We start from the raw sequence: 25,824 nt of genomic DNA, 5'->3' as shown, positions 1-25,824 counted from the left end.
TAAAAGAACAATATGAAAACAAACAAAAAATTAATCAGCGCAGGTCTGCTGGCTGCCTTCACCGCCTCATTATGTTGCATTACACCATTATTAGCCTTCATTGCAGGAACAAGCGGCCTAGCTACAACTTTTTCCTGGCTCGAACCTTTACGGCCTTATTTAATCGGGTTAACAATTTTTGTTCTTGGTTTTGCCTGGTATCTTAAATTAAAACCTAAAAAACAATTAGACTGTAGCTGTGAGAAAGATGAGAAAATACCGTTCACGCAGTCCAAAATGTTTTTGGGGATTATAACCCTTTTCGCTGTCGTGATGCTTGCCTTCCCATACTATTCAGGAATTTTTTATCCAACAACAGAAAAGCAAATTATAATAGTAGATCAATCTAATATCCGGGAAATAGAATTTACAATTAGTGGAATGACCTGCGCAAGCTGTGGTGAACATGTCAATAGCGAAGTAAATAAACTGACGGGAATTATAAGTTCAGACGCTTCGTACGAAAACAAAAATGCAGTTGTGAAATTTGATGATTCAAAAACAAACATTGATGAAATCGAAAACGCCATAAATGCTACGGGATATTTAGTAACCGACAAAAAAGAATATTAATTGAAAACCATTGGTCGTGAAAAACCATAATAAATTATTAAACAGATGAATACAGTCAAATTACAGTCGATCATCACTTGCCCCAATTGCGGACATAGGAAAGAGGAAACAATGCCTACAGATTCTTGCCAGTATTTCTACGAATGCGAAAAATGTAAGACCGTTTTAACACCAAAACAGGGCGATTGCTGTGTGTATTGCAGTTACGGAACAGTGCCTTGTCCCCCAATTCAGCAGGACAAGAAATGTTGCTAAAAGTCCTTACGTTTAACTAAATAACAAAAACCATTTTAATGGACAAATCAACGCACAGCCACAAAGTTTCTCCGGACCATAGTGCCTCGGGGAAAACTCATTCTACACAGAATATGGATTCAAAAAAAGAAAGTGAACAAATGGATCACAGCGGGGCATACAAAAAGTTGTTTTGGATGCTTCTCATTTCCTTCGTATCCATGTTTATATTAATGTATGCGATGGTTGATCGGTTATCCAATGTGATTCCCAATATCAATCAGTTTTATATGGCCGGACTAATGGCTTCTCCTATGTTAATCATCGAACTGCTGTTAATGGCAAAGATGTATCCCAATAAAAAACTCAACAAGGTACTGATGGGTGTCGGTGTGTTGGCGATGGTGCTGTTTTGGTCTGGCATTCGGCAGCAGACAGCCGTGGGAGATGTCCAGTTTCTAAAGTCCATGATTCCACACCATGCAGGGGCTATTCTTATGGTCGAAGAAAGTAATCTGGTCGATCCGGAAGTGAGAAAGTTGGGCGAGGAAATTATCAAAGCACAGGAGGAAGAAATTGCCGTCATGAGGGCGAAAATTAAGGAACTTCAAACCCGGAAGTAATCTCAAATAGCAGAATTTAACGCAAAAAAATTGAATTATGAAAAAATACACTTGTCCTATGCACCCGCAGGTGCTGAAAGATGAACCCGGAAAATGCCCCCTTTGTGGTATGGACTTAGTGCCAATGGGCGGCGGCAGTCAATCCGCAGGGCATTCTCATAAAATGAACCACGCCGATGCACACGGCGGCCACGCCGCAGAACACAATACACATAATGCAGATAGCTACAACAAGCACGAAGGGCACCACACCCACGACTTTCTAAAGCGGTTTTGGGTAAGCCTAGTTGTTACCATTCCCATTTTGGCACTGTCGCATATGATACAGCAATGGGCAGGCTTTAGCCTTACTTTTCCCGGAGATAAATATGTATTGTTGGCATTAGGCACTTTCATTTATATCTATGGTGGTATGCCGTTCCTGAAAGGAATGGTGGGCGAAATTAAAGCCAGCGCAATAGGTATGATGACCTTAGTGGCATTGGCAATTACCGTAGCTTATGTATATAGTGTGGCAGTTGTATTTGGCTTGCCCGGTATGGATTTCTTTTGGGAATTAGCCACGCTGATAGTAATTATGCTGTTAGGGCATTGGTTAGAAATGCGGTCGCAAATGGCAGCTTCCAAAGCCTTGCAATCATTGGTGGCTTTATTGCCAAATGATGTAACGGTTGAACGTCACGGTCAGGCTACGAAAATTCCAATCGCTGATTTGCAGAACAACGATACCGTAATCATTAAGCCGGGCGAAAAAATTCCTGCCGATGGTTTGGTTATAGAAGGCAGTTCGTCCGTAAATGAAAGTATGCTTACAGGCGAGAGTGTTCCTGTAAAAAAAGAAGTTGATACCAAAGTAATCGCAGGTTCTATCAATGGCGATGGCGCATTACGGATTAAAGCCACAGGCGTAGGCAAAGACAGTTATCTCAATAAAGTTATCAATTTAGTTTCCGATGCCCAAGCCGCTAAATCCAATACTCAAAACCTTGCAGACAAAGTTGCTAAGTGGCTTACATTTATTGCCATTGCAGTAGGCATTGGCACATTTGCTTATTGGTACTTTACAGGCGGCAATTTATCTTTTGCTTTAGAGAGAATGGTTACGGTTATGGTTACGGCTTGTCCCCACGCACTGGGTGTGGCTATTCCGTTGGTAGTAGCCATTTCTACCACGCTTTCTGCCACCAATGGCTTGCTTATCCGCAACAGGACGGCTTTTGAAACTACCAGAAAATTATCCACCATAATTTTTGATAAAACAGGTACGCTTACCGAAGGTTCACACGCGGTACAAAAAATAATTCCAACCAGTAGTTTTTCTACAGATGAAATCATTCAATATGCAGCCGCTGTACAGCAAAATTCTGAACACCATATTGCCAAAGGCGTTTTAAAAACGCTGAAAGAAAAAAACCTGCCTTTGTGGAAGTCGGAAAACTTCAAATATATGCAGGGCATTGGCGTTTCAGGTACAGTCAACGGAAAAAATATTATTGCCGCAGGTCCAAATTATTTCACTCAAAATAATTTGCCAATACCAGCAATTCCTACTGAAATAAATCAAGATGCAGAAACGGTAAATTTTGTATTGATTGACAACCAGCTTGCAGGCATTATCACATTGGCAGATACTATTCGGGAAGGTGCGCAGGAAGCAATCAATCAATTAAAAGAAATGGGCATTAAGTCTTTTTTGCTCACAGGCGATAATGATAAAATTGCAGCCGCTGTAAGCAACCAATTGGGTATGGACGGCTATTTAGCAAATGTGTTGCCACACAATAAGCAGGAAAAAGTGAAAGAATTTCAAGCCAAAGGCGAAATAGTGGCAATGACAGGCGATGGCGTAAACGATGCCCCCGCATTAGCACAAGCCGATGTAGGCATTGCAGTGGGTTCGGGTACTGATGTAGCTGCTGAAACAGCCGATATTATTTTGGTAAACAGCGACCCAAGAGATGTGGTAAAAATGATAGATTTTGGCAAACGCACTTACAGCAAAATGGTACAAAATCTTATTTGGGCAGTAGGCTATAATGTGGTGGCTATTCCATTAGCAGCAGGTATTCTCTATCCAAAATTTGTCCTTAGCCCCGCAATGGGTGCAGTCTTAATGAGCGTTAGCACTATTGTAGTAGCAATCAATGCAAGTCTTTTAAGACTTAATAAAAAATAACGAATGAAATATTTTCTCACAATAATACTTGCATTTGCATTCTTCGTTAATGCCGATGCACAGAGCACCAAAACCGTGTACACCTGCCCGATGCATCCGCAGGTCGTGAAATCAGCACCCGGTAACTGCCCCATTTGCGGTATGACCTTGGTAAAGAAAACCGTTACTGAGAAAAAAACGGCGGCCAAATCCGCGCCCGCTCCTAAAAAGGCCACCGTAGTTAAAAAAACTACGGGTAAGAAACCTGAAATTACCGCTGCAAAAACAAAGACGGTAACGGAAGTTAAAAAACCGGTGATGCCAAAGGCTAAAGCAGTACCGAAAGACCCAGCGAGCATCAAAACGCCGGAACATTCAACACCTGCTCCGCATCAGCATGAAGCAGCGCAAAAGATGTACACTTGTCCGATGCACCCCGAGGTGGTTTCGGACAAACCCGGAAAGTGTCCCAAGTGCGGTATGAATCTGGTCCTTCAGAAGGAAAGCGGCCGGCATCAGTCTACCGGCAAAACCCCGGAACATCAAACTTCAGATGCGCATCAGCATGAAGAAGCGCAAAAGATGTACACCTGCCCGATGCATCCCGAGGTGATATCGGACAAACCCGGAAAGTGTCCCAAGTGCGGTATGAATCTGGTGCCTCAAAAAGGAAAGAAGGAAGATCATTCTGCACACGGAAACATGCAGATACATGGTGAACACAAAATGGTCATGCCCATGCCCGAAAAGCACCTAAAAGGCGGACGCAAAGTGACCTACCATCTTTATGTGAAAGACACCCTGGTAAATTTCGCGGGCAAACAGAAACGCGCCATTGCCGTAAACGGGCAGATTCCGATGCCAAAGCTGGAGTTTTATGAGGGCGATACGGCGGAAGTGATTGTCCATAATTTAATGGACGAAGAAACTTCTCTGCACTGGCACGGTCTTCATCTTCCAAATAAAGAAGATGGGGTTCCCTGGCTTACCCAGAAACCCATTCCACCACTTTCAACCTACACGTATTCGTTTCCGATCATCCAAAACGGAACCCACTGGTATCACTCACATACTGGCCTGCAGGAGCAGATTGGAATGTATGGGATGATGATTCTGAAAAAACGTCCCGAAGATCCTACTTTCCGACCGGGGATTGATGATTTGCCCACGGAGCACCTTATCCTGAGCGAGTGGACAAACCTGAACCCCAATAATGTTCAGCGGATGCTCCACAATGCCAATGACTGGTTCGCAATAAAAAAAGGCAGTACCCAAAGTTATGCAGAAGCCATAAAAGAGGGACATTTTAAGACAAAACTCACCAACGAATGGAAGCGGATGCTGGCCATGGACGTGAGTGACATTTATTATGACGCCTTTCTGATTAACGGTAAAACAGAAAGCCAGCTCGCAGGATACAAAGCCGGTGACAAAGTGCGGCTTCAAATTGCCAACGGCGGTGCTTCCTCCTATTTTTGGCTCAATTATGCAGGAGGAAAAATTAAAGTAGTGGCCAGTGATGGATTGGACATTGAACCGGTAGAAGTGGACCGTCTTATTCTGGCGGTTTCCGAAACAGTGGATATCGTAGTGGAAATTCCTGAAAAAAACACCTCCTACGAACTCCTTGTTACACCCGAAGACCGCACAAAATCTGCGTCAGTGTTTATTGGAGAAGGAGCTACGAAATCCCATGATCCATTACCCAAACTCAAATACTTTGAAGGGATGAAGATGATGAACGACATGATGAAGATGAACGGTGACATGAAAGATATGGGCATGAAGATGAGTTATCAGACGATGGATATGAATCAGGTGATGTATCCTGAAATTAGTGCTGAAAATAATGAAGCAATGCCGATGGACAAGATGGACAACAACGATGCGCAAATGGATCACTCACAGCATCAGATGCCTGCTTCCGGGATTACCACATTGAATTATGGGATGATGAAATCGCCTTATGACACTTCACTCCCGAAAGACAGTCCCGTGCGCGAGCTCAAGTTTACCCTTACGGGAAACATGAACCGCTACATATGGAGCATGGACGATAAAGTCCTGGCAGAATCTGACAAAATATTGGTAAAAAAAGGCGAAATTCTCCGCATTACCCTATTCAATAATTCAATGATGCGTCACCCGATGCACCTGCACGGTTTTGATTTTCGGGTACTCAACAAAAATGGTGTTCAGGCACCCCTCAAAAATGTGTTGGATATTATGCCGATGGAAACTAATGTCATCGAATTTGAAGCAAAAACTGACGGGGACTGGTTTTTCCACTGTCACATCCTCTATCACATGATGGCGGGGATGAACCGTGTTTTTGCTGTTGGTGATTATCAGAATCCTTTGCTGCCCGATAAAGCTTCAGCTTACAAAAAGCTCCAGCGCGAAAGTAACATGTGGCACCTTATGGCCGAAAACGATTTTGCTACTAATGGTAACGACGGGATGGCGAGGATCTCAAATGCCCGCTGGGAATTGGGAACAGAATGGCGTTTAGGTTACAATCCCCATCACGGCTACGAGGTGGAAACCCAACTCGGCAGGTATGTGGACCGTATGCAGTGGCTGAAACCATTTATCGGATTTAACTACCATTATAGAAAGATTGACAGGAATAATATCGAAAAAAACCTTTTTGGACAGGCATCTACTAAAGATGAAAGAAAAACTTTCAGTGCTGGTATCATGTACAAGCTTCCAATGCTGGTAGATTTGCAGGCAGAAATATTTACAGACGGTATTGTAAGGTTCCAGCTGAAACGTGAAGACATTCCGTTGACTGCGCGTTTGCGCGGGGCATTCATGGTCAATACCGACAAAGAATATATGGCAGGTCTTAAATATATCGTCACAAAAAATATCGGAATCTCAACCCACTACGACAGCGATATGAGCTGGGGTGCAGGGATTACACTGAACTATTAAACAGTTATTGACTAGTAACTTTTGGTGGAGTGCAATAGGTAAAATAAAGACCGGTTGCACTCTTTTTTTATGCGTATAACGACCGCCGGAAACACAGATTCTCATGAGGCAAACAATACCAGCCTACAACCTGAGGAATCATTGCAGTAATATGAGCTAAGACATAAATTGAAGTAAATATATTTTTATTAAATTAGCCCCGTGAAAATTTTTGCCTTTCTTTTATCCTTATTCTTTATGGCACTTACCGTAGTACCTTGCAGCGATGCAGCGAGTGGTTTCGGCGACAAGGTGTGTGTGGCAGAGGATGTTCATTTGGAGCAAAGTCAGGATGAACATACGGACCTTTGTACGCCCTTCTGCGTGTGCAACTGTTGCGGTATGTCAATGGCTGTTTCGCAAATTAAAAACTTACTTCCTGAAAAAATTTTTCTTTTAGTAAAAGCAGATATTACTGAATCAGGATACGGTTACAGTCTCCTTTTCAATGCCGGTGTCTGGCAACCCCCCAAAATAGGTTAATACTTTTCCTTCGGATTTATTTCGTAGGATTATACGACTATTAAATAGTCGTGCATTTCCGTGAACAATACGGAACATGCTTTATCCTTCAATTAACCTTAATTTTTACAAATGCTATATAAAATTATACAGTTTAGTGTAAAGAATAAGCTCATAATTGGGCTCATGACTTTCGCACTAATCATCTGGGGCGTGTATAGTGCTACTAAACTCCCGCTGGATGCCGTACCGGATATTACAAATAATCAGGTTCAGATCATTACCAGTACACCCACATTAGCCGCACAGGAAACAGAACAGTTGGTCACCTATCCAATTGAACAGAGCCTCGCCAACATACCGGGAATTACCGAAATGAGGTCTATTTCACGATTTGGATTGTCCGTGGTTACTGTAGTCTTTGATGAAAGCGTGGATATTTACTTTGCCCGTCAACTGATTACTGAAAAACTGAAAGAGGCCGAGGAAAACATTCCACAAGGTATCGGTACGCCAGAAATGTCTCCGGTATCCACAGGCTTAGGAGAAATTTATCAATATGTTATTCACCCTAAAAAAGGGTCAGAAGACAAATACTCCGCTACCGATCTTCGAACAATGCAGGATTGGGTTGTGGCCCGCCAACTCTACGGTACACCTGGTGTAGCTGAAATTAACAGTTTCGGCGGTAAGCTTAAGCAGTACGAGGTGGCAATCAATCCGTACAGACTTAAAGCAATGAATGTGACCATTGCAGATATTTTCACCACCCTTGAGAAAAATAACGAAAATACAGGTGGTGCTTACATCGATAAAAAACCCAACGCTTATTTCATCCGTGGAATCGGACTTATTTCCTCTTTAGATGATATTTCCAATACCGTTATTAAAACTGTTAATGGCATTCCGGTACTTATAAAAGATGTTGCAGAAACCCGAATCGGCAGTGCTGTAAGATATGGAGCCTTAACTTATAATGGCGATAAAGAAGCGGTAGGGGGTATTGTTATGATGCTGAAAGGCGAAAATTCAGCGGATGTGGTGAGCCGGGTCAAAGAAAAAATGAGCACCATACAAAAATCGCTGCCGCCTGATATTATCGTGGAGCCTTTTCTGGATCGAACGAGTTTAGTGGACCGTGCTATACGCACCGTAGAAACCAATTTGGTGGAAGGCGCTCTTATTGTCATCCTTGTGCTCGTTCTGTTTCTGGGTAATTTTCGTGCAGGGCTTATTGTGGCTTCTGCCATTCCACTTTCTCTCCTTTTTGCCTTAGGTATGATGAATGTTTTTGGAGTCAGTGCAAACTTGATGAGTTTGGGAGCTATTGATTTCGGGCTTATTGTAGATGGCGCAGTAATCATTGTGGAGGCGACCCTTCACTTTCTCGCGGTCCACCACAAATCCCAAAAACTGTCGCAGCACACAATGGACCGGGCTGTGGAAGCCAGTGCAAAAAAGATGATGAGTTCTGCAGCATTTGGCCAGATCATTATACTTATTGTCTACCTACCCATTCTGTCACTTCAGGGAATTGAAGGTAAAATGTTCCGTCCTATGGCAGAGACCGTATCATTTGCCATTGTCGGAGCACTGATCCTCTCTCTTACTTATATACCCATGATGTCCGCATTGTTTTTATCTAAAAATATCAGTGCCAAAAAGACCTTTGCCGATAAAATGATGGCTAAGATCCATAATTTTTACGATCCGTTGTTGCAGAAGGCTATTGCATTTAAATATGCAGTAGTTGCCGCGGCCATAGCGCTGCTTACGGTGTCGCTTCTGCTGTTCTCTCGCATGGGCGGCGAATTTATACCCCAACTTCAGGAAGGTGATTTTGCCGTACATTGTATTCTGCCACAGGGCACCTCCCTTTCACAAAGTATAGAAACTTCTATGCAGGCAAGCCGTATTTTGAAATCATTTCCCGAAGTCAACACCGTGGTCGGTAAAACCGGAAGCGCGGAGGTTCCAACAGACCCTATGCCGCCCGAAGCAACCGATCTTATTGTCACGCTAAAACCTAAAAAAGATTGGAAAGACAGCGACAAATCTTATGAGGATTTGAGCGCTGAGATGATGGAGAAGCTTGAAATGATTCCGGGAGTATTCTTCGAAGTATCCCAACCAATACAGATGCGCTTCAACGAGTTAATGACGGGAGTGCGCCAGGACGTAGCGGTTAAAATATTTGGTGAAAACATAGACACCCTTGCGAAACTGGCACCAGAAGTTGCCAAAATAGTACAGACAGTAGAAGGTGCCACCGAACCACAAATTGAGCAGACGGTGGGTTTGCCCCAGATAACCATTACTTACGACAGGGCGAGGCTGGCCTCTTATGGATTGAATATTAAGGATATAAACCATACAGTGAGCACAGCCTTTGCGGGCGAAACCGCTGGGGTGGTATTCGAGGACGAAAGAAAGTTTAATTTGGTCGCACGGCTCGACAGTGTTAGCCGAAGTTCTATCGACGACGTGAGTAACCTGTTTATTCCAACTGAAAACGGCGTGCAAATTCCGCTTTCTCAGGTAGCAAAGGTTGAATATAAAGACGGACCGGCACAAATCAGTCGCGAAGATGGCAAGCGCCGGATTGTTGTAGGCTTTAATGTAAAAGATAGAGATGTAGAAAGTGTAGTAACTGAAATTCAGAGCAAACTTAATGATGCAAACATCTTACCCGCCGGCTATTACTATACATATGGTGGAACATTCGAAAATTTGAAGCAGGCCTCTTCACGATTGCAAATAGCGGTTCCTGTAGCCTTAGCTCTTATTTTTCTTTTACTGTACTTCACCTTCCGTAACTTCAAAGACAGCATACTTATTTTTACCGCAATACCAATGAGTGCTATCGGTGGGGTCTTTGCACTGCTGATTAGGGATATGCCTTTCAGTATTTCAGCGGGAGTCGGCTTCATTGCGCTATTCGGGGTAGCAGTACTTAATGGAATTGTTTTAGTCAGTACCTTCAAGGATCTACAGAAATCCGGCGTTAACAATATTATCAGGAGAGTCATTCAGGGTACAACCACCAGGCTTCGTCCTGTGTTGATGACGGCGGCAGTCGCATCATTCGGATTCTTTCCTATGGCTTTTTCAAATGGTAGCGGCGCAGAAGTACAGAGACCGCTGGCAACCGTGGTAATTGGAGGTCTCGTAACAGCAACCTTCCTTACCTTATTTGTCCTTCCTCTACTGTATATCATATTTAATTCTAAGAATCAAATCAAAAACAAATTGAGAAATAGTAAAAACAAATCGTTTTTAGCGCTAATAATTTTACTGTGCTCTTCCGTAGGTGCACTCAGTGCGCAGGAAAGAATTTCACCAAATGACGCGGTAAATATAGCGTTAGATAATAATCTACAGTACTCTGTAAACACTGCCCAGGTAACTAAAGCTTTACTGGAAACTAAAACCGCACGTGAAATCCCTAAGACCGGCATCTTCGTGGAAAACGACGATATGAGACCAAGTGATCCGGACGGCGATTTTAAAATTGGCATACAGCAGTCCATCCAGTGGCCCGGGTTATATAAGGCGAAAAGAAAATATTTCGAGGAGCAGCTGAAATTTCACCAACTGAACAAAAACATGTTGGACGCAGTGATAAAAAGGGAAGTAAATACCGCTTTTTACCAGCTATGGTACCTTCAGGATGTGGGTAAACTCTACCAAAAACTTGATGAGTATTATACGTCCATGTACAAAGCAGCAAATCTTCGTTTCAAAACCGGCGAAGCTGCTGGTCTCGAAAACATTGCTGCGGAGGCACGGATGAAAGAGCTCCAGGCTCAGAGACAGCAAAACGAACAGAATATTTCGGCACAGCAGCAACAACTCAGTCTGTTTCTTAATAGTCAGGTGCTATACTTGCCGGAAGACACAAACTTGCAGAAATTGGATTTGGAAGATTTACCATCAGACAGTTTTCATCCCTCATTGGCTCTGCAGCAGCAGAATATAGAAATAGCAAGGGCGAATATAGAGGTTCAGAAAATGCAGAACAAACCTGACTTTTCGGGAAGAATATTTTCCCAGAGATTATACGGAATGAAGGATCCCATAACAGGCTTTTCAGTAGCTGTAGAATTTCCCATTTTTGGAAAGACTGCTTACAAAGCCAAATTGCAGTCTGCAGAAGCCGAGGTCGAAATTCAACAATCTCAGCTGCGCTATCAGGAAAATCAGTTCGCGGCACAAACCCGCTCCAGCTATACTGAAATTCTGAAAGCTGCTGAAATGCTTAAATATTATGAAGGCATAGGTTTACAACAGGCAGACCAAATTTTTGATGCGGCAATGCTGAGTTACAAAGCTGGGGAAATAGGGTTTTCTGAAATGCACCAGTTTTTCACCCAAGCTATAGACATTAGAAAAAACTATTTGATTGCACTGAACGAATACAACATGGCAGTAATACAATATAACTACTATATTAAAAATTAAGGATCCAAAAGAGAATATAACATGAAAAAATATATCACCCTAATTTTTGCGGTCTCTGTCTTGTTGACAGGATGCAAAAAAGAATCAGAAGTCACTGAAACCAAAGAAGCAACTGCAGTAGAGAAGCCCGATGAGCACGAAGATCCTAATGTGGCACATTTCACCGAAGAACAGATAAAAACTGTAGGCATCCAGATGGGCAGTATCGAAAGTAAGGAGCTTTCCAATACCATCAAGGTGAGCGGTATGCTAACCGTGCCGAATCAGAATAAGGCATTTGTCACGCCCTCATACAGCGGTATAGTGCGCTCATTGTATGTCCAGCCTGGAAGTTATGTGTCGCGGGGAAAAGTTATAGCAACGATATCAAATCCCGATTTAATCGTGATGCAGCAGCAGCTGCAGCAGGTGAATGGCCAAATCAGGATGGCAGAGCTGGAGGTAACGCGTGCCCAGCAGCTTTATAAAGGAAATGCCGCACCGTTAAAGAAATTTCAGCAGGCACAGACAGATCTTGCAACATTACGAAGCCAGCGCTCCGGACTGCAGAAACAGCTAGGCAGCATCGGTGCAGCTCAGGGTTACAGTTCGTCCCTTGCGGTGCGCGCGCCCATCAGCGGAACGGTAAGTAAAGTGATTGCGCAAATCGGGAGTAATGTAGACATGGCTTCGCCAATTGCCGAAATTGTAAGCAACTCAGCCCTGCATTTAGATATCTATGTATATGAAAAAGACTTGGGTAAAGTACAGCCGGGACAAACCATTCATTTTACACTAACCAACAGTCCCGGTAAAGAGTATGATGCAAAAATAACTTCAATCGGTACTGCCTTTGAAGGAGAAAGCAAAACTGTTCCTGTTCACGCACAGGTCATAGGGGACCGCGTGGGTCTCATTGATGGCATGAATGTAACCGCCGTTATCAGTCTGGATAACCAAACTGCAGCCTCGGTTCCTACGGACGCCATCGTTAATGATAAGGGCCAGGATTTTATCTTTATTATGCAAAACAAGGATGACAAAGAGGGAGATAACAAAAAAACGGTGGAAGAAAAGGAAATAAGTTTTGAAAAAATTCCTGTGGCTAAGGGAGTTACTGATTTGGGCTATACACAAATTACCCCCTTGAAACCCATAGACCCAAATGCTAAAATAGTAACTAAAAATGCCTTCTTCATTTTAGCTAAATTAAATAACAAAGGAGAAGAAGGGCACGGCCATTAAAAAATCCATAATCAAAATTACTCAAACTCATCATTTAAAATAAAACTTATGGCAAATAATAAATCACATATTCATACCTACGACGAAAATGGCAATCAGCTGTGCTGCACGCCTCAGGAAGGGAAAATATATAAAAATGCGGGGGCTGAAAAATTAGTCGAAGACGGTTGTTGCGCAACGACCGATAAAGTCTATGCCCCAATAAAGAAAATGACTCCCGATACTGAAAAGCATCCCACTGATGACGGCTCAAACCATGCTGCTGAACATGCCGATGAAGATGGACACGATCATTCTAAACAGGAAAAATCAACCTTTCAGCTTTTTCTGCCTGCAATTATTTCATTCGTGATTTTGATGACCGGATTGGCGATGGATTATTTAATCCCTCAATCTTGGTTCAAGGACTGGGTACGTATTGGCTGGTATGCGGCGGCATATCTTCCGGTAGGTTTGCCGGTTCTTAAGGAAGCGATTGAAAGTATCCGGAAGGGTGATGTGTTTTCGGAGTTTTTCCTGATGTCTATAGCTACTATTGGGGCGTTCGCAATTGGCGAATATCCTGAAGGGGTGGCGGTCATGCTTTTCTATTCAGTTGGCGAAGTCTTTCAGACTTTAGCCGTTCAGCGTGCCAAGGGGAATATCGCTAAACTGCTGGATCAGCGCCCCGATGAAGTCACGATTTTAGTCGACAATCGACCCCAAACCGTTAAAGCTGCTGAAGTGGGACTCGATTCCCTCATTCAGCTCAAACCCGGCGAAAAATTGGCCCTCGATGGGGTGTTGATCTCCGATAGCGCTTCCTTTAATACCTCGGCACTAACCGGGGAAAGCAAGCCCGATACTAAGCAGAAAGGCGATACTGTTCTTGCCGGAATGATCAACCTGAATACCGTTGCACAGGTGAGAGTAAATACACCTTATGCAGATTCAAAACTTTCCAAGATTCTGGAACTGGTACAAAACGCGACGGCACAGAAAGCACCCACAGAATTGTTCATCAGGAAATTTGCCCGCATTTATACACCGATAGTGGTATTCCTCGCGGTGGCAATCTGCTTGTTGCCTTACTTCTTTGTAGAGGATTACATTTTTAGAGATTGGTTATACCGCGCCCTGATTTTTCTGGTAATCTCCTGTCCTTGCGCATTGGTTATCAGCATTCCGCTCGGTTACTTTGGCGGCATCGGTGCAGCAAGCCGGAACGGAATTTTATTTAAAGGAAGCAATTTCCTTGACGTTATCGCAGACATTAAAAATGTGGTCATGGACAAAACCGGAACCATGACGGAAGGGGTCTTCAAAGTACAGTCAGTCAACATGCAGCCCGAACTCGACAAAGATTCAATTCTTAGGATGGTAAATGTTATTGAAAATTCATCCACTCATCCCGTCGCGACGGCCATTCATGAACACCTCGGAGAGCCTGATCACAATGTTGTAATCAACAACATCGAAGAGATTGCCGGGCATGGTTTGAAAGGGGATTATCAGGGAAAACAGTTACTCGTGGGGAACTTCAAACTCATGGATAAATTCGGTATCCAGTACGATATTAACCCTGATGATATAGTAGAAACCTTGATTGCCATTGCATATGAAGGAAAATTTGCAGGATACATTACCATTGCCGACAGCATCAAGGAAGATGCAGCGGAAACAGTAAAGAAACTGAAGAGTTTAGGAGTAAAAGTGACCATGTTGAGCGGCGATAAATCAACCGTGGTGAAAGCGGTCGCCGAAAAACTGGGTATTCAAAATGCCTTTGGCGACTTGTTGCCGGAGGATAAAGTGAATAAAGTCAAAGAAATAAAATCGCGCAACGAAACCGTGGCCTTTGTCGGAGACGGGGTTAATGATGCACCCGTAGTGGCATTAAGCGATGTGGGAATAGCGATGGGCGGTCTAGGTAGCGACGCAACCATTGAAACTGCCGATGTAGTAATTCAGGACGATAAACCTTCCAAGATCCCGATGGCCATTAATATTGGGAAGCAGACTAAAAAAATTGTGTGGCAGAATATTGCATTGGCATTTGGAGTAAAAGCCATTGTTCTCGTTTTAGGAGCGGGCGGTTTAGCCACAATGTGGGAAGCTGTATTCGCCGATGTGGGTGTAGCTCTTCTTGCCATATTAAATGCAGTAAGAATTCAGAAAATGAAATTTTAAACAAAGCGGGCTTCGGTCCGTTTTTTTCGTTCTGGGGTAAAAATTTAAGTGTTGCGTATAGTGCCCCTCATGCCAGCGGGATTATAATCTAGAAGGTTACTTCCAATTTAAGAGCAACAATTCCTCGGCACCCCTTCACTGTACGCAGAAAAATGGTGCAGAAATCTAATAGTTGATCACATAAATTATCAAATAAAATACTGTTTCTCCGCGGAATGATATAGCAGCATTATTCACTTTCGCCATCGCGCACAGCAATATTCCTATGTGCCGGCGGACATACCACCATGACGATTGCCTACCAGATTTTCTTCAATGGTCTGCATGCGACACCATTACAAAGAGGTCGTTTTTATACTAAAATTACCCAAATTCAAACTAGTGAATTTAGATTTATTTCGCATTGGTCACGTTGCTAAAAGATGAGCATCAAGTTTTTATATATCACCCCAAATGACATTTATAGAGGAAATTCCGCAGGCTGTTGCCAGGCGTCAGTAATTAATGTTGTGCGGGTTTGGATCTGAGTCTGTTTAGTCCCCACTTCTAAAATCAGGGACTAAATTAGTGATTGTTTAATGGTTTATACGATGCCTTATGGTTTTATGAAATTATATAACTTACTTACTGTCAGCAAAATGATGACTTATATTGCTTTATTGGTTTGAACAAATACTCCCTGTGGGTCTACAAATTTTGAATTAACGCTCTGATTTTCAGGGCGTTTTTTTGTTGTTCAGAAATTTGCAAAAACTTATTCTGAATATTAGCTTACAAGACATGAAAAGGCCTGACATTTGGTATAGTGCGCCCATACAAGCAAAAGCCATCACTTTTGATGGATTATGCTTTAGCAGCAATACAACAAAAGCGAACATTTAATAAATATAACAATGGAAAAATTAATTTACACCGTATTTTTATGTCTAATCACCACCCTGGCGTTCGGGCAAAAAAGCAAGCACCAGCTATCAACTCATATTTTAGATATTTCAAAAGGCTCACCAGCAAAGGACATTTCAATTAAATTAGAAAAATATGACGAGCAGACCAAGGCGTGGTCGTTTGTAGACCAAAAGAAAACAGACCTTAACGGACGGATTGGAGATTTCTTAAGTTCAGAAAAATCAAATCTTGGAATTTATAAATTAACATTTTACACCAGCGAGTATTTTAAAAAAGACGGTAAGGAAAGTTTTTACCCCTTCATTGATGTGGTGTTCCAGATAAAGGATGACAGCCATTATCATGTGCCGATTACCCTGTCTGCCTTCGGATATTCTACATACAGGGGAAATTAAAAGTGATAAACGCTCTGGTTTCCCAGAGCGTTTGTTATGGAGACCTAATGACTTTTCTTCGCCTTGATCATCGCCTCCAGCATATCCCACATTTCTTGTGGAATCTCTTCCAGCATATTGAATTCTCCCGCGCCCTGAAGCCATTCGCCTCCATCGATGGTCACTACTTCGCCGTTCATGTACGCCGAATAATCTGAAACCAGATACGCCGCCAGATTGGCCAGCTCCTGATGTTCGCCAACTCTTCTGAGCGGTACTTTCTTCCTCATATCGAATTTTTCCTGCAGGTCGCCCGGCAACAGCCGGTCCCACGCACCTTTTGTCGGGAATGGTCCCGGCGCGATGGCATTGAAACGGATTCTGTATTTCGCCCATTCCACCGCTAAACTTCTGGTCATGGCGAGCACGCCGGCTTTCGCGCAGGCTGACGGCACCACGTATGCCGAACCCGTCCAGGAATAAGTCGTGACAATATTTAAAACCGTTCCCGGGATTTTATTGTCGATCCAATATTTACCTACAGACAGCGTACAGTTTTTTGTTCCTTTAAGCACAATATCCAGAATCGAATCAAATGCGGAATGCGTGAGTCTTTCGGTAGGCGAAATGAAGTTGCCGGCCGCATTGTTCAGCAGAATATCAATCTGCCCGAATTCTTTGATCGCCGCTTCTTTCATGGCTTCTACTTCATCCCAGTTTCTTACATCGCATTGCACGCAAAGCACTTTTCCGCCCGTTTGTTCATTATCTTTTTCATTTTTGTTTTGGAATTCACGATTGCTTCGCAATTCATCCTTAAGTTCTTTGGCGGTGGCCTGCAGTTTCTCCAGATTTCGGGAGGTAATGACCACTTTCGCGCCGAGCTCGAGGAAATATTTGGTCATGGCTTTGCCGAGGCCGCTGCCGCCACCGGTTACAATGGCTACTTTATCTTTGAGAGCTCCTTCGCGCAGCATAGGTTGTGTGTATTTCATAAGAGATTTTGAATTTTGAATTTTGAATTTTGAGTTTTGAATTAGTTTAAGCCTTAAAGTTAATGAAAATTGATGGCGTAGGGCTTATGGCTGCTGGCTGCTGGCTTTTAACCACAAAGACACAAAGTCATTGCGAGCGGAACGAAGTGAAGCGCGGCAATCCCATGTTTGAAACTGCTGTTGGCCGATGGCGTATGGCTTAAGGCTTATTGCTTATTAGCCTATTGCTTAAGGCTTATTCCGTTGGCCCCACAGGCGTTTCCGGCGGCGCTACGCGGTGCAGCAGCAATGCATTGTACTGATCGGTGAGGGCGTTTAGCTGATTGATCACCGTGGTATAAGGCGATGGCGGCGTTTCTACAAGGGTGTGCAGCGCATCGATGCGGTCGCGCAGGGCATAATAGGCCTCGTTGACCTGCTCCCTTTTCGACTTGATGGTCTCCGGATTGGCGGCGCCGTACTCCTGCGTGCGGGTGAGGTATTCGTCATTAAACTGGGTGTTAGCATCCTGCAGCTCGTCGAGCCAGGGCTGCAGGCTGAAGGCGGTGACAGCCGCGGCCAGTTCGGGTTTGCTGGCGAAATCGTTCAGCATATTGTTCAGCGTGGCGGTCTCCGACTGATAATTCTGGCGCGCAATACCGCTGCCGTACATCGCCATATTGGCCAGCAGTTTTTCGGCATGCTGCTTTTTGTCGGCTTCGTAATGGTAAGCGTAGCCCTACAGGAAAGCCGCGATGCCGTTGATGGCATTATCCCGCCGCTCATCCAGCTGCATGATGATGCGGGTGCGGTCGTTGGCCTGGGCTTTTTTAAAGAGATCTTCCAGCTCGCCGGTCTTTTCGGTGAAGGCGGTGAGTTTGGCGACGATCTGCAGGGAAGCCGGATCGTTGAGGTTGATGATGCCCGCAAAATCTTTCATGTACTGCAGGTATTCGGCGTTGCGGAGCATTCTTAGGTCAATTGCATTCATAATATTTGTGTTTAAATGTTCAAAAATTGCCGGAAAATCCCATGCAGAGTGCAGCGGGTTTTCCGCTTCACCGGAAAGTCTGTTACGCGGGTGCTTTGCCTTTTCCGCCTTACCGGAAAGTTTGTCGCACGCGTGTTTGAGGTTTTCCGGAAGGCCGGAAAGTCTGTCGCGCACGTGCTTTAAACTTTCCGGAAAATCAGCAATCGCGCCTCGTCTGTGTGCTGAAACCAACCTGCATCATGCTGCGCTTCTTCTCTTGGGGCTCTACCAAAATTAAAAAATTTATTGCTGAATTGGTAAGAATTCAATTGATATTTTTAATTGTCTTTAAGGGTTTTTGGTAGAAGCGAATTATATCATAAATAAATTTGGTGGAGAGTTGTTGTGTGGGAGGTTTTTTTTGGTAGATTAGCGGGAGGAAAGTTTGACGATTCTTATACAAAGCCAACGGGAGTTTGTGAGATATGGATTATTTTTGTAATATAAACGAGTTCTGCAAAGCCATGAGCGACTGTACTATAATCAAACTATGAATAAAAACTGGTGACAACTCAAAACCGACTAGAATACAAACTGTAAATTAACCGAATGAAACAAAAAGAAAAACTGACGTTAGATAAGTTAATAGAAGAAGCTCGAATATTTTGTGTTGAACAATCCGAATTTCAGCATAAAGAACTTTTTGGAATTACTGACGGCAAAGCTGTTGGAACTTTAATCGAACAGAAATTTCAAAAACATTTAAACGACAAATACATTGTAACTGTTGGCTCATCTGCAAAAGGAATTGACCTTCCATCTGAAGATATTTTAACAGACATTAAGGTTACTTCAATTAAACAACCTCAGTCATCTTGTCCATTCAAAGATGCAAAGCAGAAAATACTTGGGCTTGGATATAATTTGCTTGTATTCGTTTACGACAAAACAGATGACCCAACAACTCAAACAGCTATATTGAATTTTGTGAGTTGTTCATTCGTTTCAAAAGAAAGAACCGCAGATTATACAACCACAAGTATTTTAAACGATATGAAAAAGGTTGAGGCAAATGAAGATGATATTGTTGCATTTTTAGAAGGAATAAAATTGCCTGCTGATGAAATAACTTTGCAACAAATTGCTGGAATTATTTTAGCAACAGAAATCCCAATTGGATACTTAACTATTTCGAATGCACTTCAATGGAGATTGCAATACAAGAGAATTGTAAATCTTACCGATGATGTTCCTGGCGTAGAGAAAATTGTTAGTTACAACAAACCTAAATAATGAAAATTTTTGAAGCCAATATTAATTATAAAGTTTCAGACTACTTAAATCGTATTCTGGAAAACACTGCATCTTATGAATTGGCAAATCAAAAAGTGTACGATGCCTTCGGCATCACAGACTTTTTCGATAATAATGAAGAATTAGAGGCTCTAAAAGAGACAATTTCTGAAACTCAAAACATTGTTGAAGAGCCAGATAGAGCAACAGAATATGGAGATTTTCAAACTAATTTAGATTTAGCAAATAAAGTATCATTTTATCTAAAAACAAAAGAAATTTCGCCTGAAATTGTCATTGAGCCAACATGTGGAAAAGGTAATTTCATAATTGCTTTGTTACAGAATTTTAATGAAATTAAAAATATTATTGGTGTCGAAATTTATAAACCTTATGTATGGGAAACTAAATTTAATATCATAAACTATTATTTGGAAAATCCAAACAGCAGAAAGCCAGAGATTTCAATAACTCATTGTAGTGTTTTCGACTTTAATTTTAAAAGTATTGCAAAACAGTATGCTGAAAACAATATTTTAGTAATTGGTAATCCTCCTTGGGTAACAAACTCAAAATTAGGAAGTATTAATTCTGATAATCTTCCAAAGAAAAGGAATTTTAAAAATCATAGCGGTTTAGATGCTATGACAGGTAAAGGCAATTTCGACATTGCTGAATTTATTACCTTAATGATGATAGAAACTTTTCAAACGATTAATGGGAATGTTGCATTGTTGGTAAAAAACAGTGTTGTAAAAAATATCTTATTTGACCAAGTCAATAAAAATTATGCGATTTCTGAATTAGAAAAACTTTGTATTGACAGCAAAAAAGAATTTAATGTTTCAGTAGAAGCGTGCTTATTTTCTTGTAATTTAAATTCAAAAAGTGAATTTGAATGTAGTGAATTTGATTTCTATTCTCAAAATGAATTAAGAACAATAAAAAGAACAGAAAGAAAACAAGAACAAAGAAAAGCAAAACGCTTTGGCTGGTTTGATGGCAAATTTGTTTCTAACATTGACACTTATATTGATACAAAAGATATTGACGGGGAATGCCCTTTTGTTTGGAGACAAGGTCTAAAACACGACTGTTCCTTAGTTATGGAACTTGATAATGTTAATGGACACTATGTAAATGGCTTGAATGAAGAAATAAAATTGGAAGATGGATTAGTTTATGGACTTCTTAAAAGTTCAGACCTAAAAAATACATTAATTGATCAATCAAGAAAATTCACAATTGTTACTCAAAAAAAGGTTGGACAAGACACTAATTATATTAAAGCAGATTATCCAAAAACTTACCAATATTTGATAAAGCATCAAGAAAATTTTAGTGCAAGAAAATCAAGTATTTATAATAACAAGCCGCCATTTTCAATTTTTGGTATAGGCGACTATTCATTCAAACCATATAAAGTTGCGATTTCAGGACTTTATAAAACATTTCATTTTACGCTTATTCTTCCGCAGAATGACAAACCTTTAATGTTGGATGACACTTGTTATTTAATTGGTTTTGACAAAATTGAGTTTGCTGTATACTCATTAATACTTTTAAATTCTGATGCAACAGTTCAACTTTTACAATCAGTAACGTTTTCTGACGCTAAGAGAACTTTTACAAAAGATGTTCTTATGAGAATTGATTTAGTTAAATTAGCGAAGCGTATTGACAAGTCTGTTTTACATTCAGAACTAGAAACTTTAAACGAAAAGTATAATCTTGATTTGACTTTAAATTTATGGGTCGATTTTATGGACATGATGACACCTGTAAATAATGGACAGATGACAATGTTTGGATAATACATGTAAACATTGTTCGGCAGTATGACGAGTTTCATGGTAAATTCAAGTCAATTCTTAGATTGAACATTTGTGCCAAAAATATAAGGTGAGATTCTTCCTTCGTCATGACAACTTTACCTTTACCGCAACGACACAAAAAAAACTGCTCCGAATCCGGAGCAGTTTCTGTAAGTAGTATGCTGTAAGGTTTAGTACCCGAAGAGTTCTTCCAGGGTGATTTTCTTCACCTCGCCAATCTTCTTAAGATCTTCCATCTTCATGTTCTTTTCAGAAGCTACCAGGGCATACGTATAAGGTTTCCCTGAAATATTAGTCGCATGGAAGTTTTTAAGATCGTTCATCGTGATCTTATCCACGTTGGTGTAAAGCTGCTTGCGGATATCGTCTTTCAAACCAAGCTGCTGTGCGGCCAGATACCTGAAGATGATATCGTCCTGCATAATCCTTTCGGTCTGGATGTCTTTCTTCACAGAGCTCTTTGCCAAATCCAAGTTTACAGGAAGCTGAGGCATTTTGGTAAGCAGTTCGTTCATGGCACCAACGGCATCACCAAACTTATCAGCCTGGCTGCCCACATAACTCATCATATAATACTGGTCGTCTTTCTTGGAAGGCTGCACATAATATCCGTAAGTACTGTAGGCCAACGCCTTACTCTCACGAATGGTCTGGAAAACCACAGAACCCATACCGCCACCGAAATAGTTGTTGAAAACCATCACCATTGGGGTTTTGGCTGCATCATAGTTTTCGGTATTGCGGATCCATCTGGTTTCGGCCTGTACCATATCATAATCGGTGAACAGCACCTGAGTCTTGGTCTGCGGAAGCTGTTTGAAAGTCTTCAGCGGGCCTGCAGAGGCAAAGGTTGCCGGCACTTTGTGCATGGTTCCGAGTTTTGCCGTCAGATTTTTAAGCGGTTCCGGACCGTAATAGATCACTGTCTGCTCGTAGTTGTTCAGATTCTTCATCCTGTCCACCAATTCCTGTGCAGTAACCGCGTTGATTTCGGCATCAGAAAGTGTGTTATTGAATTTATTCTTAGGACCGTACATCGCGTAGCTTGTAAGCCCCTGCAGGATGGCGCCTTTATTGGCTTTCGCATCTTTTCTGGACTTCGCGATACGTGCTTTCAGCGCCGCAAGTGCGGTTTCGTCCGGTTTCGCGTTCATTACAAGGTCTTCATATAGCTTCACCGCTTTATCAAAATTCTCCTGCAGACCTTCAATGGTCACCATTGTATATTCCTCACCTGTAGAAACATTGAAGCTGGAAGCGATCTTGTAGAACTCCTTGGAAATTTCTTCTGAAGACTTCTTATCGGTTCCCAGGAACTGAAGGTACTGAGAAGCCAATGACTGTTTAGGATCATTAAGTGTTCCTACTTTGTAACGGTATCTCAGTCTGAAAAGCTGGTTTTCAGTATTCGGTACGTAAAGAACTTCCGCCTTACCAAGTTTTGATTTCTGAATATCTTTGTTAAAATCTAAAAATACCGGTTCCGAAGCTGTAGACGGCATTTCGTTCACCATTTTTACAAAGGCAGACTGTTTATCCGGATTTGTTTCAACAGGCGTGATGGATGGTTTCTCGATTTTCTGAGGGTTCTTGTTTTCCCCTTTTTTCTTCAGGATAGCCACATAATTATTTCCGAAATATTTATTGGCGAAGGCTACAACATCTTCTTTTTTGATTTTGGAGATATCATCTACATAAGCAACTTGATCTTTCCAGTCCAGCTCTGCATTGAAGGCGCTTTGCAGCATTGAGGCGCGGTCGCCATAACGTTCCAGACTCTGGATTTTCTCTTTCTTGATGTTATTTACAATAGAAGGAATCAGATCAGCATCAAAATTTCCTTTTTTCAGATTTTCGATTTCGCTAAGCACAAGAGTCTGCACCTCTTCCAAAGTCTGACCTGTAGTTGGCGCTGCGGAAAGATAAAGGATTCCGTGATCCTGCAGGGTGTAAGTAAATGCACTTGCACGAAGCAGTTTCTGCTTCTTAACCAGGTTCAGGTCCAGAAGTCCGGCTTTTCCGTTGGTCAGGATGGACCCCACCAAATCGGCAAGCAGAACGTCTTTGTCCTTGTTCCCCGGCAAACGGTAACCGATGGTAAGGTTTTCGGCATCAGGACCTACAATCTCCTTAACAATCGGAGCCGTCATGGCTTGTTCCGGCTGGAAGGTATATTTCGGAACAGGCTTGTTCTTCATATAAGAGAAGGCCCTGTCTATTTTCGCAATGGCATCATCAGGATTAAAATCACCTGAAAGGATAACTCCCATGTTATTAGGAACATAGTAATTGTTGAAGTATTTGCGAATCTCTACCAGGGAAGGGTTCTTTAAATGCTCAACCGTTCCGATGGTCGTTTGCTTACCGTAATTATGGTTTTTGAAGAGTGTGGCGAACAGCGTCTCGAATACTTTTCTGCCGTCATTATCCAAAGTCCTGTTTTTCTCTTCGTAAACCGCTTCAAGCTCGGTGTGGAAAATCCTCAGTACCGGATTACGGAATCTCTCAGCCTGAACAGCCAGGTAACGGTCCAAAGAACTTGACGGAACATCGTCTGTATAAACAGTTTCTTCGAAATTAGTCCACGCATTGGTACCCTGGGCGCCCATTGCCGTCATCATTTTGTCATACTCATTGGCGATGGCATATTTTGCCGCCACACCTGAAACGGAATCGATCTTTTTGTAAATGGCCTTGCGTTTAGCTTCATCTTTAGAAGTGTTGTACTGCTCATACAGCGCGTCTATTTTGTCGAGTTCGGCCTTTTCCTTGGCCCAGTCCAAGGATCCGTACTTGTCGGTACCTTTGAAAAGCATGTGCTCCAGATAGTGCGCGAGACCTGTGTTGGTTGCAGGATCGGTCTTACTGCCCGCTTTCGTGGCGATATACGCCTGGATTCGGGGGTCTTTTTTAGTCGGGCTCAGAATTACGGTGAGTCCGTTCTGCAGAGTATAGAATCTAGCCTGCGTAGGATCGTTGGTTACATATTTATACGTGTAACCACCACTTTTAGCTTCCTTCCACTGGTAATCCTGCGCCTGAGCGGTGAAGAGAATCCCAACAGCAAAAAGCATTAAAAACTTTTTTCTGATCATAATATATTGTTGTTAATACTGTATTAGACGATTGGTTTTTCAAATTGTTGCAGGGATAAATATATTTTGAAGAAAATTGTGTTAAACCCAGCTCCGCACCCAGGATTACTGCCGGTTGAAGATCAATCTTTCGCCAAACTTTTCTGCTTTTACTTCACCGTTTTCATAAGCCAGGTGGCCGTTTATAAAGGTGTGCGTTATTCTGGAGTGAAGTTTCATCCCTTCAAGCGGACTCCAGCCACATTTGTAAAGGATGTTGTCTTTAGAGACTGTCCATTCGGAATTGTCATCAACCAGAACAAGGTCTGCCTTATACCCCTCACGGATGAATCCGCGTTTTTCTATCTGGAAAATAATTGCAGGATTGTGACACATTTTCTCCACAATCTTTTCAATGGAAATCTTTCCGCTGCGGCAATTCTCCAGCATCACAGGCAGGGAATGCTGCACCAGCGGTCCGCCGGAGGGTGCCTTCGTATACACATTTCCCTTTTCCTCCAGGGTATGAGGTGCGTGGTCTGTAGCTATAACGTCGATCCTGTCGTCCAGCAGCGCTTCCCAAAGGCCGGTGCGGTCTGACTTGGTTTTAACTGCGGGATTCCATTTGATGAGGGTTCCTTTGGATTCATAATCTTTATTGGTGAAAGTCAGGTGATGCACGCAGACTTCGGCGGTGATTTTTTTATCCTTTAATGGAATATCATTGCGGAAAAGTTCGGTTTCTCTGGCGGTGGACAAGTGGAAGATATGGAGCCGGGCACCGGTTTTCTTAGCCAATTCCACCGCTTTCGAAGATGAAATATAGCACGCATCTTCACTTCGGATCAAATGATGGAACTTCACGGGGATATCTTCGCCGTATTCCTCCAGATATCGCTGGGTATTGGCTTTGATGGCGGCTTCATCCTCGCAGTGAACCGCGATCAGCATGCTGGTATTGCTAAAGATTTTTTCTAAAGTCTCCGGATTATCAACCAGCATATTTCCGGTAGAGGAACCTAAAAACAGCTTGATGCCCGGGACATTTCTGGGATTGGTCTTTAAGATTTCATCGAGATTATCATTGGTACCGCCCATCATAAAGGAATAATTGGCAAATGATTTTTGGGCGGCAATCTGATATTTTTCTTCCAGCAGCTCCTGAGTCACTGCGTTTGGCACCGTGTTGGGCTGCTCTATAAAACTTGTCACTCCACCTGCAACCGCAGCGCGAGATTCGCTTTCGATATCTCCTTTATGGGTAAGTCCGGGTTCGCGGAAATGCACCTGATCGTCGATGACACCGGGCAGAAGGCATTTTCCCTCGGCATCGATGACCTGCGCTGCCTCGTCAGAAATATGGGGTTGTATTTTGGTAATCAGATCGTTTTCGATGAGAATATCGTTGTGGATAATTTGTCCTTCATTGACGATCTGTGCGTTTTTTATCAGCGTTTTCATGAGATTTATTTTCATCGT

General features: G+C 42.4%; 16 protein-coding genes and 1 pseudogene. 12 read left to right on the top strand and 5 right to left on the bottom strand.

Going from position 1 to position 25,824, the window contains the following annotated elements:
• Window positions 1–12 precede the first annotated feature (12 nt).
• The 10 genes from merTP to uraH all read left to right on the top strand — a co-directional run bounded on the left by merTP (window position 13) and on the right by uraH (window position 16,220).
• The gene (gene merTP, locus CO230_RS01140) at window positions 13–612 is read left to right on the top strand and encodes a mercuric transport protein MerTP (protein ID WP_122026931.1); all 600 of its coding nucleotides are present in this window, start codon (window positions 13–15) and stop codon (window positions 610–612) included.
• A 45-nt stretch (window positions 613–657) separates the two neighbouring features.
• Window positions 658–867 (top strand): GDCCVxC domain-containing (seleno)protein, encoded by a 210-nt coding sequence (locus CO230_RS12295; protein ID WP_122026930.1) that lies wholly within the window; start codon window positions 658–660, stop codon window positions 865–867.
• Between the two features lie 38 nt (window positions 868–905).
• Complete coding sequence (locus tag CO230_RS01130; protein WP_228438156.1) at window positions 906–1,469, top strand: DUF305 domain-containing protein; 564 nt, start codon at window positions 906–908, stop codon at window positions 1,467–1,469.
• A 37-nt stretch (window positions 1,470–1,506) separates the two neighbouring features.
• On the top strand, window positions 1,507–3,645 hold the full coding sequence (locus tag CO230_RS01125; protein WP_122026929.1) for a heavy metal translocating P-type ATPase: 2,139 nt from the start codon (window positions 1,507–1,509) through the stop codon (window positions 3,643–3,645).
• Between the two features lie 3 nt (window positions 3,646–3,648).
• Window positions 3,649–6,564, top strand: a complete 2,916-nt coding sequence (locus CO230_RS01120) for a multicopper oxidase domain-containing protein (protein WP_410492858.1) — start codon at window positions 3,649–3,651, stop codon at window positions 6,562–6,564.
• A gap of 201 nt (window positions 6,565–6,765) precedes the next feature.
• Window positions 6,766–7,086, top strand: a complete 321-nt coding sequence (locus CO230_RS01115) for a DUF6660 family protein (protein WP_143756238.1) — start codon at window positions 6,766–6,768, stop codon at window positions 7,084–7,086.
• Between the two features lie 111 nt (window positions 7,087–7,197).
• On the top strand, window positions 7,198–11,526 hold the full coding sequence (locus CO230_RS01110; protein ID WP_122026928.1) for a CusA/CzcA family heavy metal efflux RND transporter: 4,329 nt from the start codon (window positions 7,198–7,200) through the stop codon (window positions 11,524–11,526).
• 21 nt (window positions 11,527–11,547) lie between these two features.
• On the top strand, window positions 11,548–12,750 hold the full coding sequence (locus CO230_RS01105) for an efflux RND transporter periplasmic adaptor subunit (RefSeq protein WP_122026927.1): 1,203 nt from the start codon (window positions 11,548–11,550) through the stop codon (window positions 12,748–12,750).
• A gap of 48 nt (window positions 12,751–12,798) precedes the next feature.
• Complete coding sequence (locus CO230_RS01100) at window positions 12,799–14,919, top strand: heavy metal translocating P-type ATPase (RefSeq protein WP_122026926.1); 2,121 nt, start codon at window positions 12,799–12,801, stop codon at window positions 14,917–14,919.
• Window positions 14,920–15,812: 893 nt separating this feature from the next.
• Window positions 15,813–16,220, top strand: a complete 408-nt coding sequence (gene uraH / locus CO230_RS01095) for a hydroxyisourate hydrolase (RefSeq protein WP_122026925.1) — start codon at window positions 15,813–15,815, stop codon at window positions 16,218–16,220.
• Window positions 16,221–16,264: 44 nt separating this feature from the next.
• On the opposite strand, the gene CO230_RS01090 is transcribed toward uraH, so the two are convergent.
• From CO230_RS01090 to CO230_RS12125, 3 genes and pseudogenes are all read right to left on the bottom strand, one after another.
• Window positions 16,265–17,194 (bottom strand): SDR family oxidoreductase, encoded by a 930-nt coding sequence (locus CO230_RS01090; protein ID WP_122026924.1) that lies wholly within the window; start codon window positions 17,192–17,194, stop codon window positions 16,265–16,267.
• 235 nt (window positions 17,195–17,429) lie between these two features.
• Window positions 17,430–17,897: pseudogene (locus tag CO230_RS01085) on the bottom strand (DUF6261 family protein); the annotation flags it as partial.
• A 15-nt stretch (window positions 17,898–17,912) separates the two neighbouring features.
• Complete coding sequence (locus CO230_RS12125; RefSeq protein WP_162989948.1) at window positions 17,913–18,395, bottom strand: hypothetical protein; 483 nt, start codon at window positions 18,393–18,395, stop codon at window positions 17,913–17,915.
• 357 nt (window positions 18,396–18,752) lie between these two features.
• Between CO230_RS12125 and CO230_RS01070 the strand changes: the two genes are divergently transcribed.
• Both CO230_RS01070 and CO230_RS01065 read left to right on the top strand, forming a co-directional pair.
• Window positions 18,753–19,436, top strand: coding sequence for a restriction endonuclease (locus tag CO230_RS01070; RefSeq protein ID WP_122026921.1), 684 nt, complete (start codon window positions 18,753–18,755; stop codon window positions 19,434–19,436).
• Window positions 19,436–21,250: a hypothetical protein gene (locus CO230_RS01065; protein WP_122026920.1), complete on the top strand. Its 1,815-nt coding sequence runs from the start codon at window positions 19,436–19,438 to the stop codon at window positions 21,248–21,250. Before CO230_RS01070 ends, CO230_RS01065 begins: the two co-directional genes overlap by 1 nt.
• Window positions 21,251–21,441: 191 nt before the next feature.
• Here the strand turns inward: CO230_RS01065 and CO230_RS01060 are convergent, their stop codons facing one another.
• A complete protein-coding gene (locus CO230_RS01060; RefSeq protein ID WP_122026919.1) occupies window positions 21,442–24,366 on the bottom strand; it encodes a M16 family metallopeptidase in 2,925 nt (974 codons plus the stop codon).
• Window positions 24,367–24,471: 105 nt separating this feature from the next.
• Window positions 24,472–25,806: a dihydroorotase gene (locus CO230_RS01055; RefSeq protein ID WP_122028838.1), complete on the bottom strand. Its 1,335-nt coding sequence runs from the start codon at window positions 25,804–25,806 to the stop codon at window positions 24,472–24,474.
• Window positions 25,807–25,824: the final 18 nt, after the last annotated feature.

Source organism: Chryseobacterium sp. 6424 (genome assembly GCF_003692615.1).
Lineage (GTDB): Bacteria > Bacteroidota > Bacteroidia > Flavobacteriales > Weeksellaceae > Kaistella.
This window is presented reverse-complemented; position numbering and strand designations above follow the sequence as displayed.

What these genes read in the sequence shown, in the direction of transcription:
- merTP (WP_122026931.1), top strand. Translation starts at nt 13, where the DNA reads ATGAAAACAAACAAAAAATTAATCAGCGCAGGTCTGCTGGCTGCCTTC.
- CO230_RS12295 (WP_122026930.1), top strand. Translation starts at nt 658, where the DNA reads ATGAATACAGTCAAATTACAGTCGATCATCACTTGCCCCAATTGCGGA.
- CO230_RS01130 (WP_228438156.1), top strand. Translation starts at nt 906, where the DNA reads ATGGACAAATCAACGCACAGCCACAAAGTTTCTCCGGACCATAGTGCC.
- CO230_RS01125 (WP_122026929.1), top strand. Translation starts at nt 1,507, where the DNA reads ATGAAAAAATACACTTGTCCTATGCACCCGCAGGTGCTGAAAGATGAA.
- CO230_RS01120 (WP_410492858.1), top strand. Translation starts at nt 3,649, where the DNA reads ATGAAATATTTTCTCACAATAATACTTGCATTTGCATTCTTCGTTAAT.
- CO230_RS01110 (WP_122026928.1), top strand. Translation starts at nt 7,198, where the DNA reads ATGCTATATAAAATTATACAGTTTAGTGTAAAGAATAAGCTCATAATT.
- CO230_RS01105 (WP_122026927.1), top strand. Translation starts at nt 11,548, where the DNA reads ATGAAAAAATATATCACCCTAATTTTTGCGGTCTCTGTCTTGTTGACA.
- CO230_RS01100 (WP_122026926.1), top strand. Translation starts at nt 12,799, where the DNA reads ATGGCAAATAATAAATCACATATTCATACCTACGACGAAAATGGCAAT.
- uraH (WP_122026925.1), top strand. Translation starts at nt 15,813, where the DNA reads ATGGAAAAATTAATTTACACCGTATTTTTATGTCTAATCACCACCCTG.
- CO230_RS01090 (WP_122026924.1), bottom strand. Translation starts at nt 17,194, where the DNA reads ATGAAATACACACAACCTATGCTGCGCGAAGGAGCTCTCAAAGATAAA.
- CO230_RS01070 (WP_122026921.1), top strand. Translation starts at nt 18,753, where the DNA reads ATGAAACAAAAAGAAAAACTGACGTTAGATAAGTTAATAGAAGAAGCT.
- CO230_RS01065 (WP_122026920.1), top strand. Translation starts at nt 19,436, where the DNA reads ATGAAAATTTTTGAAGCCAATATTAATTATAAAGTTTCAGACTACTTA.
- CO230_RS01060 (WP_122026919.1), bottom strand. Translation starts at nt 24,366, where the DNA reads ATGATCAGAAAAAAGTTTTTAATGCTTTTTGCTGTTGGGATTCTCTTC.
- CO230_RS01055 (WP_122028838.1), bottom strand. Translation starts at nt 25,806, where the DNA reads ATGAAAACGCTGATAAAAAACGCACAGATCGTCAATGAAGGACAAATT.